The sequence below is a fragment of the Mesorhizobium sp. genome (assembly GCF_005063415.1).
Lineage (GTDB): Bacteria > Pseudomonadota > Alphaproteobacteria > Rhizobiales > Rhizobiaceae > Mesorhizobium.
Genome location: NZ_SUEG01000041.1, coordinates 29,516 through 39,628 on the forward strand (window position 1 = coordinate 29,516; position 10,113 = coordinate 39,628).

Below are 10,113 nucleotides of genomic sequence, written 5' to 3' on the forward strand. Positions count from 1 at the left end.
ATCTCGAGCCTTACAGCGAAGTCCGCTCGCCGCTCTATGCCATGCACCGCGCCGATCGCAGCCCGAAGCCGGCGGCCGCCTGGCTGATCGACCAGTTCAAGCGCCAGCTAGGCTGTTTCAACGAGTTCGAACCGGGTGAGGTGCCTGAGGGGGAGCCGGAGACAGGCCGTCGATCAGCGCCATGAGAACGGCGCGATAGTCCTCGATCGATGCTCCAGTTTCGATGGCGAGCGCTGCGCGGTCGAAGGCGGCGGCGAGCAAAGCGCTCAGTGCTTCCACAGGCAGTCTCGTCATGGAGTGCGAGCGCATTGCGGCGACAAGGCCCTCGCGCAGCGAACGGTTGCCATGGCGATTGTCGATCGCATCCATGGCGGCGCGGCCGAGCACGGCCGGGCCATCAAGCAGCAGGCGCTATATGCGCAGGGTGCTGCGGCGCGCTAACTCGCCCGCGCCAACGGCATCACCGTGACCTGAGTGATGCCGGAGCGGCGCACCACCGTGCACAGTGTCTCGTGGCCGATGCGCTCGGCGTCGAGCATGCGCACCAGATCGTCGACGCCGGTGACCGGGCGGCCGTCGATGGCGGCAATAATGTCGCCTTCCCTGAGGCCGGCCTTGTCCGCCGGGCTGTTCTTCTCGACGCTGCGCAGGCGCACCGCCGTGCTGCTCGATACTTGCGACAAAAGGGCTGCGCGGCGCGGCAGGTTGGTGGTGTCGGCGGAAACGCCGATGAAGGCACGGCGCACGCGGCCGAAGCGGATGATTTCCGAGATGACGAAATTGGCCGTGTTGGAGGCAACCGCGAAGGCGATGCCTTGTGCACCATGGATCATCGCGGTGTTAACGCCGATCACCTCGCCGACCGAGGACACCAGCGGTCCGCCGGAATTGCCGGGGTTGAGCGCGGCGTCGGTCTGGATGACGTCGTCGATCAGCCGGCCGGTGGAGGCACGCATGGAGCGGCCGAGTGCCGAGACGACGCCTGTGGTGACGGTCCATTCGAAGCCGAGCGGATTGCCGATGGCAATTGCAATCTGGCCGCGCCTCAAACGCTTGGAATCGCCAAGCGGCGCAACGTCGGCAAAGTTGCCGTCGGCGCGCACCAGCGCAATGTCGGTGTCGGGATCGCGGCCGAGCACGCGGCCTTCCCTGGAGGCGCCGTCCGGCATTGATACGCGCACGCTGCGCGCATCGCCGACGACGTGGAAGTTGGTGACGACCAGCCCGTCCGGCGCGATGACGAAACCGGAGCCATGGCCGCCCGGGCCACCGACGCGCTCGATGCGGCAGACGGCGGGCCCGATACGGTCGACGGCATCGGCGACCGTCGCCGAATAGGCATCGAGAAGGCCATCGTCATAGTGCAATTGCTGGGCGGGCAGGGCCATCTGAGGGCTCCGTAGCTTTTTTGGAACAAGATGAACAATGCCTATATGTGCGGAGCGGCCGGACCGGCCGCGACCTGACCAGATGGCCAGTCAAATGCCCAACTAGCCGTCAGGCGAGTATCCGCCAACGCTCTGCGGGGCGATATCTGGGTCACGAAGAACCCAGGAGACAAATCATGAGCGATTTCAATCTGAGCACGTTTTCCGACGCCATTGCCGACATCGCGGCAGCCGCGGCACCAGCGACGGCCAGCTTCGCGACGCACCACCGGACGTCAACTGCTTTCCACTGGCGGGACGGCTATTTCGTCACTGCCGAGGAGGCGGTCGAGGCCGGCGAGGAGATCGAGCTGACGTTTTCTTCGGGCGAAGCCGTCAAGTCCGAACTGGTCGGCCGCGACCCGTCCACCGGAACGGCCGTTTTGAAGCCGGCCGGCGCGCCGAGCGTGCCGTCGCTGGTAAAGGCGGATGCGGTGCGGCCGGGCAACCTGGCGGTCGTCGCGGGCAATAGCGACGGCACCTCGCTCGCTACCTTCGGCACGGTCGGCGAGGTCGGTCCGGCTTGGCGTTCAATGCGCGGCGGCACGATCGACCGGCGCATCAACCTTGCCGTCAATGCCGGCGGCCGTTTCGAGGGTGGCCCTGTGCTCGACGCTAAGGGTGGACTGATCGGCATGCTGCTGTTCGGGCCACGCCGGCGGGCGCTGGTGATGCCTTACGAAACGATCGAACGGGCAGTCACGACGCTGCGCGAGAAGGGTCATGTGGCGCGCGGCTATCTTGGCGCCGGCCTGCATCCGGTCCGCAATGGTGATACACAGGGCGCCATGGTGATGAGCCTCGACGATAACGGGCCGGCGAAAGCAGCCGGTCTCAGTCTCGGCGACATCATCGTGTCGTGGAACGCAGAGACGGTGCATGGCCCGCGCGAGCTGATCCGCAAGCTCGGGCCGGACAGCGCCGGTGCCTTGGTGACACTCGGCGTGGTGCGCGGTGGCGAGAACCGTGAGGTCTCCCTGACTATCGGTGAAAAGCCACTGAGCTGAGGGATAGATGGTAAGCGGTGAGGTCGCTGGCAGACGGCTGACGGTGCTGATCGCGCTCGGTGACGTCGAGCGCGCGCGAAGTCTGTCCGCGGCTCTCGCTGCGACCGATGATCTGCGGCCGGTTCTGGCGGGCGAAGTCGGCGGGCGTGGGGCGGCGGATGTCGCCATCGTCGATGATCATGGGCTACAAGGCGGTCTCTTCGACGCGGCGATGCCTCGCGTGCTGCTATCGTCGCGAGCGGCCCGTGAACGGCCGGCCGATACAGTGTTTGCCGTGCTGCCGGTGCAAGCGGACGAGTTGCTGATCGCCGCCGCCGCGCGGCTGGCGGCGGCGGGCTACCGGATTTCGCGCGACAGCCATGCTCTATCCGATCGGCATCACGATTTGACCTTCCATGACAGCGACCGGTTCGAAGAGGAACTGACCGACGAGCAGATCGTCCGGCCGACGCTTTCGCCGCGCGAAAGCGAGGTGCTGGCACTGCTCGCCGAAGGCGCGCCCAACAAGGTCATCGCGCGGCGGCTGAACATCTCCGTGCATACGGCGAAATTCCATGTCGCAGCGATCCTGACGAAGCTCGGTGCCGCCAACCGCACCGATGCCATCGCTACAGCCATGCGGCAGGGGCTGGTGCTGGTCTAGCCGTGGATCAAACAGCCGGTTCGATGTCGGTCAGCCGGAAATCGTCACCCTTGAACAGCAACGGCATGGCTTCGATACGGGCCGCTGCATAGGCAATGCAGTCGCCGAAGTTGAGGGCGGCCGGATGCCGGCCCTTGCCATAGCGCAGGAACGCCTGACGAGCGACCGCGGCGTGGTCGGCCGTGAAGGGGATTGTCTCGATCGAGGCGGTGCGCAAAAAGGTTTCGAAGCGATCGTTAATCTGGTCCTGCCAGCGGCCGACGAGCACCATTGTCGTTTCAAGCAGTGTCGGTGCCGGAAGCAAACGTCTTTCAGCCTGGGTGATCGCCAAAACGAAGCGGTCGTAGCCCGGCTCCGTGCGTAAAATGGCGACCAGCGCCGAGGAATCGATGATCATCGCGTCGGGATACCCAGCTCGTCATAACCGAGAATTTCATCGTCGCTCATCGCATCTTGGCGCTCCGGTATTCGTGCGGCTCGTTCCGCAATGGCCATCAGACGTTGAAAAAGGTCACCGGTCTCGTCGCGCGGCACAAGCCGCTCGCGCGCAACCTCGCGCTCGAGGCTTTGACGGATGGCCTCCGTCACGGATATCTGGCGGCGGCGGGCAAGCTCACGTGCCAGTTGCTCGACCTCCATATTCTTGATCGACAATGCCATTTATATATTCTCCCTTTTCGTATAGAATATATACGAAAGTTGCCCGACAGATTCAACGCGCCCCCCGCGAAATCCACGACCCTCCGTGGCGTCACACCGCTACGGTTAAGGGCGCTTGTATCCGCCGGCGGATGGTAGAAAAGAGAGTAGCACAGGGAGGCGCAAGGATGTCGCTCAAGGGAAAGACGCTGTTCATCTCCGGCGGGTCGCGCGGCATCGGGCTGGCGATTGCGCTGCGCGCCGCGCGCGACGGCGCCAATGTGACGATCGCGGCCAAGACCGCCGAGCCGCATCCGAAGCTGCCGGGGACGATCTACACAGCGGCGCAAGAGATCGAGCAGGCCGGCGGCAAGGGGCTGCCGGTGCTGTGCGACATTCGGGATGAAGCACAGGTCGCCGAAGCCGTCGCCAAGACCGTGGAGAGGTTCGGCGGCATCGATATCTGCATCAACAACGCCAGTGCCATCCAACTCACCGGCACGCTGGAGACTGATATGAAGCGCTACGATCTGATGCACCAGATCAACACGCGCGGCACTTTTCTCGTCTCCAAAATGTGCATTCCACACTTGAGGTTGGCGGAAAATCCTCACATCTTGAATCTGGCACCGCCGCTCGACATGAAGGCCAAATGGTTCAAGAACCATGTCGCCTATACGATGGCTAAGTTCGGCATGTCCATGTGCACGCTGGGCATGAGCGCCGAGTTCGCCAGGGATGGCATCGCGGTCAATTCGCTATGGCCGATCTCAACCATCGACACGGCGGCGGTGCGCAACCTCCTGGGCGGAGCGACGGTGGCGGCGATGAGCCGTTCTCCCGACATCATGGCCGATGCCGCACACGCCATCCTGGCCAGGCCCTCGCGCGAGGCAACCGGCAATTTCTACATCGACGAAGAAGTGCTGCGCGCCGAGGGCGTCAGCGATTTCTCAGCCTATGCGCCGGGCGCGACAGGCCCGCTCGCCGGTGACTTTTTTGTGCCGGACGAGGTGTTCGGCCGGACGGATACCAAAATCAAAAGTATCTACTGACGGAAAGTATCTCGCTACGGAAGTATCTCTTAAAAGAACGGCACAGACGCCTGCTCACTCCTCGGCTTTCTTGGCTTTGCCAAGACCCATCAGCCGGTCGATATAGGCAAGCATCAGTGCCGAGAGAAGGCGAGGGAGACGACCTCGAACAGCTTCTTGCCGAGCGCCGCGCCCAGTCCGAGATAGAAGACGACCAGCAGCCAGCGCGAGGCGAGAATGATCGATTCGATGGCGAGTTCGAGGCGCGTCACGCGGCGGTTCGGGCTCCGTTGTCGGAGTGCCGTATTCAGGCAGGCTGCGGCGGTTTGCCAGGTTCCAAAAAAACGAAACCCCGCCGGGGAGGGGAACCGGCGGGGCTCGTGTGTCCCGCTGGAGTCGGGACAGGGCAGGGAACGCCCTGTCCAGAATCTGGGATTGGTAACCGCGCGTTTCAAGATTGATGACCGCGCGATTCAATGGTTGATCAAATCGCGCGGTTCACATTCCGGTTTATTGGGCGCTGGCCACCGGCGCCACCAGGGGGGTAATCCGGCGGATGGCGACGCGGCGGTTCTCGCGGTTGGGTCCCGACGTGTTGACCTTGAGATACTCCTCGCCATAGCCCTGCGTTGTCAGGTTCTCCGGCGGGATGCCAAAGGCGTTGGTCAAGGCTTCGGCAACCGCCTCGGCGCGGCGGTCGGACAGAGCAAGGTTCGCTTCCGGTCTGCCGACAGCGTCGGTATGGCCCTCGATCAGGAAGCTCTCGGCCGGGTTTTTCTTCAGCAGCTTGTCCATGGCGTTGGCAACACCCTCCAGCTTCTGGACCTCGGTGTCGGAAATCGAGGCCGAACCGAATTCGAAGTTGAGCGTGTCGAGGTCGATGCGGCGGGCGATGTCGCGCACGCGGGCCGAGCGCTTGACCTCGTCGATCGAATAGAGGCGCTGGACCCTCTCGACCGGCGGCCGTTCGAGGAAGGTGTAGTAGTCGTCCGGATCCTCGACCTCTTCGGAATCCAGAATGTATTCCTCTTGCGGGATGGTAAGGCGCATCGGCGGCAGGTCGTCGCCCGGGTCGCGCCAGTCTGCATCATAGTCATAGTTCCGCTCGTCGACATAGCTCAGCACATATTCGCGCCCGTCAGGCGCGATGCGTGAACGCTGGATGACGTCGCCGTAGCGGTTGCGGATAGTGACGATCCGGACACCGTTGTCGCGCTCGACGATCTCCCGGGTGCGATCGCCCGACAGGTCCTCATAATAGACATTCCTGGCGCCACGATGCATGCGCGGGGCATCGCTGCTTTCCACGAACGTCTGGTTGTTGAACTGGAGGATGACGCGGTCGCCGAATTCCCTGACGACGTTGGCGCCCTGGGGGCGCGGACGGCGGCGAACATCCTCGATGTCCGGCGCACGCTCGACACGCTTGCCCTTTTCCTCGGTCACCGGAGCGATCTTTTCAGGCTTGATCTCCTTCTGGGCTGCCCGGTCGTCGGTGGGTGGCGGTCCCTCCTCGACCGGAGCCGGCTTCGGGGCTTCCGCCTGGTTCTCGCCCTGCTGGGCGGGCTGGTTGCCCTGCTGCTTGCCGGCATTTTGGCCGCGCTCCTTGCCACCCTTGCGCTTGCGCAAGACATCCTTCTGGCTGTCCAGAACAGGTGCCTCGTTCGGATTGGCCTGGGCTTCACCCTGGACCGGATTTTCACCCTGGACCGGCGCGGCCTGGCCAGTCGAAGGCTGTTCGCCGGTCGAGGGCTGTTGCTCTCCTGTGACCGGCTGTTCGCCGACAGGCCTCTTGCCACGTTTCTTGATCTTGTCCTGGGGCTGTTCGCCCTGGACGGGAGCGGCCTGCTGCTCGGTCGGAGCCGGTTGGGCCTGTGGGGTCGCTTCCTTATTGGTCGGCGCCGGCTGGCCTTCCGCCTCCGTGGCGGGTCCGGTCAATTCAGCAGGCTTCTTGCGCTTGCCCGGCTTTTGTCCGGGCTCGACAGTCGGAGCCTGTTCTGCCGGGGCAGCCTCGATCTGCTGGTTCTGTTTTTGCTTCTTCTTGCGCGGATTGACGTTGGGCTGGTTGTCGTTTGCCGGCGCTGCCTGCTCGGCCGGTTGTTCCGATGGGGCCGCTTCGATCTGCTGCTGATTGCGCCGCTTCTTGCGGGGCTGTTCGGTCTCGGCCGGAGCGATCTGCTCGGTGGGAGCGGATTCTGTTTGCTGCTGCTGATTGCGCCGCTTCTTGCGGGGTTGCTCGGTCTCGGCCGGAGCGATCTGCTCGGCCGGAGCGGATTCTGTTTGCTGCTGCTGATTGCGCCGCTTCTTGCGGGGTTGCTCGGTCTCGGCTGGAGCGATCTGCTCGGCCGGAGCGGATTCTGTTTGCTGCTGCTGATTGCGCCGCTTCTTGCGGGGTTGCTCGGTCTCGGCCGGAGCCGCCTGCTCGGCCGGAGCGGATTCCGTTTGCTGCTGCTGGTCGCGCTTCTTCTTTCTGGGCTGCTCTGCCTGCTGGCTTTGGGCGCAGGCTTCGGCCGACTCGCCCTCGGCACAATTCGACTGCGCCGGGATAAGCATTGCGCTGTTCTGGGCGGGGCTGAATGCGGCATTGCCTTGCAGCGGGAACGCGCCTAACGGCGCGGACGCCATCAACAGGCCAAGCGCCGTGCCTGCCAGAATCCGTGGTTGGCGTTTCATCATAAACACTCCTTGTCCCATCCCTGCCCAAACTTTCAGCAACCATGTTTGGTTCCTGTTTGTAGGTTCTAGCTGTGGCACAGGGCGATTGACCGGCGTTTTGAAGGCGACTTCATGTCATTCGTATGGTCCTGGCGTATGTTCCGGCGTATGGTCCCGGCGTATCGTTCGGACGAGGGTGCACGGTTGCCGTGCTTGACCTTGAAGCGTCCGAGGGCCACATGCCGACGATGGAAAAGCCGTTCTGGAAGACCAAGACCCTCGAGGCGATGACCCCGGCAGAGTGGGAATCACTCTGCGACGGTTGTGGTAAATGCTGCCTGTCCAAACTCGAAGACGAGGACACCGGAGAGATCTACTGGACCAGCGTCGGCTGCCGGCTATTCGACGCGGGAAGCTGCCGCTGCTCCGACTATGCCAACCGGCTGGCGCGTGTTCCGGATTGCGTCGGGCTGACGCCGCAGAATGTGCGCACCATCAGCTGGCTGCCCAAGACCTGCGCTTACCGATTGGTGGCCGAGGGCCGCGATCTCTATTGGTGGCACAGGCTGGTGTCGGGAAGCGACGAGACCGTGCACGAGGCCGGCATCTCGATGCGCGACCGGGTCAGCGCCAGCGAGACCGACCTTGCCGAGCCGGACGACTATTTCGACCATATGCTCGCGGACGAGCCTTAGGTTTTTACCGCGAAATCGAAAATCCGGAACCGACGGCAAAACGGACGTTGTCCATCCACCATGCCCATCCACCCTATGTAGCACCGCCGTCCATAACACCGGTTCCAGAAGCGAGAGGCTATTCCGGTTCTGCCTCATGAACTGGAGATGAACGGTCGGTTCGCAAAAAATTCAGACAGACGGGTGCATTCTCCTGCCATAGGTTCGACGAAAACGGGTGGAAACCCTAACAAGGAGAGAAGACAATGTTCAATACCATCAAGACGGCGGCTCTTTCGGCTCTTGTCGGCCTTGGCACGCTTGCTGCCATCCCCGCTCATGCTGACAGCATCTATCTCGGCTTCGGCAATAACCAGGATCCGCGCGTCGGCGTCTATACCGGCGACGAAGATGATGGTTACTATCGCGAACACCGCCGTCATGGCGGCTGGCGCCGGTCCTGTTCGCCGGAGCGTGCCATCGACAAGGCCGAACGCATGGGCCTGCACCGCGCCCGCATCATCGACATCAACCGCCGCACCGTCAAGGTCGCCGGCCGCCAGTATGGCGACCGCGTCGTGATCGTATTCGCCAACGAGCGCGGCTGTCCGATCATCTATCGCTAAGGTCTTCGGCCCTGCGGCCGGCTGACTTGCAGCCGGTAGAGTAGCGGAGCCCTTTCCGCCAGGACGGAAAGCGTGGCTCAAAAAAACCCCGGAGGATCGATCCTCCGGGGTTTTTCATGCTGCAAGCGATGATCATTTCAATTCGAAAGTCACCGTCACCTGTGCGGTATAGGAATTTTCGCCGGCTTGCACCGGGACTGACGCACCGGCGGCATCGAATGCCTTGGCGTTGATCGGCATCGGCGGTGGTGCGAAATTCTGGTCGGTGATCTCCAGGACCCGGCCGATGCCGACGCCGGCCGCGTCGGCCAGCGTCTTGGCCTTGGCCATGGCATTGGCGACGGCCTTCTTGCGCGCCTCGGTGACGGCTGCCGCCGGATCGTCGTTGGAGAAGGAGATGCCGCCGCCCTGGTTGACGCCGAGCGACACCGCCTTGTCGAGAATGTCGCCGGTCTTGTCGATGTCGCGGATGCGCACCGACAGCGTGTTGGTCACCTGGTAGGCGACAAGCTCGGCCTCCTGGCTGCCGTCGGGCTTGTTGGTGTAGTTATAGCGTGGGTTAATCTGGATGCCCGCGGTCTGCAGGTCGCGCTCCTTGATGCCGGACGATTTCATTGCAGCGATCACTGCGGCCATGGCGTCGTTATTGGCATCGAGCGCTGCACGTGCCGTCTTGGCTTCGCGCATGACGCTGAGCGTCAGCAGAGCCAGATCGGGTGCTATCGCCGCCTCGCCTTCACCGGTGACGACGATACGCGGCGGCGGTGGCGAATCGGCGGCGGCCGCGATCGCCGGAAATGCGATTGCGGCGGCAATCGCCAGGGGCAGAATACGTCTGGTCATAAAATCTCCTCGATCTGCGATCCCAAGACAGCCGAGTGGGCGGCGTCCAATGGGCGACGTGCAATAGGTTATCAATATGGGCTGATTTGGGCGATCTCTGCCAGCCCCTTGGAACGTCTGCTCGGAAAGCCCAGGGAAAGCCTTGTGCGGTTCAGGGAAAAACACTAATCCAGCGCCGTGGGGCCTGTAGCTCAATGGTTAGAGCCGGCGGCTCATAACCGCTTGGTTGGGGGTTCGAGTCCCTCCGGGCCCACCAAAGTATTTGATTTTATTGCGAAAAAGTGGCCTCGGCCCAAAACCTTTTTGGGCCCATTATGGCCCCAACAAAAAGGGCGGCCGATAAGCCGCCCTGCACCGGTCCGATTGAAACCATTCATTTGGATCTGGCTCGGTGCTGCAAAGACCGGTGGGGAACGGAAAGTCTGACCCGAAGCCGACGTACGTCTTCCACGACGCGAATGACAGCTTTGCGCCTACGTTGGCCGTAGAGATAAGCTTTGCTGTTGCCCGAAAGCAGATGAGGTGGATGGCTCCCGCTCCCGGCATCTGAGTGCCACAGTGGGTT

12 protein-coding genes, 1 tRNA gene and 2 pseudogenes are annotated in these 10,113 nt (G+C 63.0%); 8 read left to right on the plus strand and 7 right to left on the minus strand.

Features of this window, described 5'->3' with window-relative positions; genetic code table 11:
• A pseudogene (locus tag E5W70_RS13600) lies at positions 1 to 185 on the plus strand (LysR family transcriptional regulator); the annotation flags it as partial.
• Here the strand turns inward: E5W70_RS13600 and E5W70_RS13605 are convergent.
• Positions 118 to 408, minus strand: a pseudogene (locus E5W70_RS13605) (TetR/AcrR family transcriptional regulator); the annotation flags it as partial. The pseudogenes E5W70_RS13600 and E5W70_RS13605 sit on opposite strands and share 68 nt — an antisense overlap.
• Before the next feature lie 29 nt (positions 409 to 437).
• Positions 438 to 1,388 carry a trypsin-like peptidase domain-containing protein gene (locus tag E5W70_RS13610; RefSeq protein ID WP_292658772.1) on the minus strand — a complete coding sequence of 317 codons (951 nt, stop codon included), beginning with the start codon at positions 1,386 to 1,388 and terminating at the stop codon, positions 438 to 440.
• A gap of 176 nt (positions 1,389 to 1,564) precedes the next feature.
• Here E5W70_RS13610 and E5W70_RS13615 point away from each other — a divergent pair, with 176 nt between their 5' ends.
• Positions 1,565 to 2,434 carry a S1C family serine protease gene (locus E5W70_RS13615; protein ID WP_292658775.1) on the plus strand — a complete coding sequence of 290 codons (870 nt, stop codon included), beginning with the start codon at positions 1,565 to 1,567 and terminating at the stop codon, positions 2,432 to 2,434.
• A gap of 7 nt (positions 2,435 to 2,441) precedes the next feature.
• Positions 2,442 to 3,077 carry a helix-turn-helix transcriptional regulator gene (locus E5W70_RS13620; protein WP_292658777.1) on the plus strand — a complete coding sequence of 212 codons (636 nt, stop codon included), beginning with the start codon at positions 2,442 to 2,444 and terminating at the stop codon, positions 3,075 to 3,077.
• A 7-nt stretch (positions 3,078 to 3,084) separates the two neighbouring features.
• Here the strand turns inward: E5W70_RS13620 and E5W70_RS13625 are convergent, their stop codons facing one another.
• Positions 3,085 to 3,474, minus strand: coding sequence for a type II toxin-antitoxin system VapC family toxin (locus E5W70_RS13625; RefSeq protein ID WP_292658780.1), 390 nt, complete (start codon positions 3,472 to 3,474; stop codon positions 3,085 to 3,087).
• Positions 3,471 to 3,737, minus strand: coding sequence for a type II toxin-antitoxin system VapB family antitoxin (locus tag E5W70_RS13630; RefSeq protein ID WP_292658783.1), 267 nt, complete (start codon positions 3,735 to 3,737; stop codon positions 3,471 to 3,473). Before E5W70_RS13630 ends, E5W70_RS13625 begins: the two co-directional genes overlap by 4 nt.
• Before the next feature lie 167 nt (positions 3,738 to 3,904).
• On the opposite strand from E5W70_RS13630, the gene E5W70_RS13635 reads away from it, so the two are divergent.
• Entirely contained in the window at positions 3,905 to 4,771 is an 867-nt protein-coding gene (locus E5W70_RS13635; protein WP_292658785.1) for an NAD(P)-dependent oxidoreductase, read from the plus strand.
• Positions 4,772 to 4,884: 113 nt separating this feature from the next.
• Here the strand turns inward: E5W70_RS13635 and E5W70_RS13640 are convergent, their stop codons facing one another.
• Together E5W70_RS13640 and E5W70_RS33105 are read right to left on the minus strand one after the other, a co-directional pair.
• Positions 4,885 to 5,022 (minus strand): hypothetical protein, encoded by a 138-nt coding sequence (locus E5W70_RS13640; protein ID WP_292658798.1) that lies wholly within the window; start codon positions 5,020 to 5,022, stop codon positions 4,885 to 4,887.
• A gap of 238 nt (positions 5,023 to 5,260) precedes the next feature.
• Positions 5,261 to 6,379 (minus strand): OmpA family protein, encoded by a 1,119-nt coding sequence (locus E5W70_RS33105; RefSeq protein WP_366509700.1) that lies wholly within the window; start codon positions 6,377 to 6,379, stop codon positions 5,261 to 5,263.
• Here E5W70_RS33105 and E5W70_RS33110 point away from each other — a divergent pair.
• The 3 genes from E5W70_RS33110 (at position 6,344) to E5W70_RS13655 (ending at position 8,705) form a co-directional block, all read left to right on the plus strand.
• Positions 6,344 to 7,360, plus strand: a complete 1,017-nt coding sequence (locus tag E5W70_RS33110) for a hypothetical protein (protein WP_366509701.1) — start codon at positions 6,344 to 6,346, stop codon at positions 7,358 to 7,360. The genes E5W70_RS33105 and E5W70_RS33110 overlap by 36 nt on opposite strands.
• Positions 7,361 to 7,653: 293 nt before the next feature.
• Positions 7,654 to 8,100, plus strand: coding sequence for a YcgN family cysteine cluster protein (locus E5W70_RS13650; protein ID WP_292658797.1), 447 nt, complete (start codon positions 7,654 to 7,656; stop codon positions 8,098 to 8,100).
• Between the two features lie 245 nt (positions 8,101 to 8,345).
• A complete protein-coding gene (locus tag E5W70_RS13655) occupies positions 8,346 to 8,705 on the plus strand; it encodes a hypothetical protein (protein WP_023678277.1) in 360 nt (119 codons plus the stop codon).
• Positions 8,706 to 8,837: 132 nt separating this feature from the next.
• Here the strand turns inward: E5W70_RS13655 and E5W70_RS13660 are convergent, their stop codons facing one another.
• A complete protein-coding gene (locus E5W70_RS13660) occupies positions 8,838 to 9,548 on the minus strand; it encodes an SIMPL domain-containing protein (protein WP_292658789.1) in 711 nt (236 codons plus the stop codon).
• 180 nt (positions 9,549 to 9,728) lie between these two features.
• On the opposite strand from E5W70_RS13660, the gene E5W70_RS13665 reads away from it, so the two are divergent.
• Positions 9,729 to 9,804 (plus strand) — tRNA-Ile (locus E5W70_RS13665).
• The last annotated feature ends 309 nt before the right edge of the window (positions 9,805 to 10,113 follow it).

Excerpts from the sequence above, each read along its gene's own strand:
- E5W70_RS13620 (WP_292658777.1), top strand. The coding sequence starts at position 2,442 with ATGGTAAGCGGTGAGGTCGCTGGCAGACGGCTGACGGTGCTGATCGCG.
- E5W70_RS13660 (WP_292658789.1), bottom strand. The coding sequence starts at position 9,548 with ATGACCAGACGTATTCTGCCCCTGGCGATTGCCGCCGCAATCGCATTT.
- E5W70_RS13625 (WP_292658780.1), bottom strand. The coding sequence starts at position 3,474 with ATGATCATCGATTCCTCGGCGCTGGTCGCCATTTTACGCACGGAGCCG.
- E5W70_RS13650 (WP_292658797.1), top strand. The coding sequence starts at position 7,654 with ATGGAAAAGCCGTTCTGGAAGACCAAGACCCTCGAGGCGATGACCCCG.
- E5W70_RS13630 (WP_292658783.1), bottom strand. The coding sequence starts at position 3,737 with ATGGCATTGTCGATCAAGAATATGGAGGTCGAGCAACTGGCACGTGAG.
- E5W70_RS13635 (WP_292658785.1), top strand. The coding sequence starts at position 3,905 with ATGTCGCTCAAGGGAAAGACGCTGTTCATCTCCGGCGGGTCGCGCGGC.
- E5W70_RS13655 (WP_023678277.1), top strand. The coding sequence starts at position 8,346 with ATGTTCAATACCATCAAGACGGCGGCTCTTTCGGCTCTTGTCGGCCTT.
- E5W70_RS13610 (WP_292658772.1), bottom strand. The coding sequence starts at position 1,388 with ATGGCCCTGCCCGCCCAGCAATTGCACTATGACGATGGCCTTCTCGAT.
- E5W70_RS13615 (WP_292658775.1), top strand. The coding sequence starts at position 1,565 with ATGAGCGATTTCAATCTGAGCACGTTTTCCGACGCCATTGCCGACATC.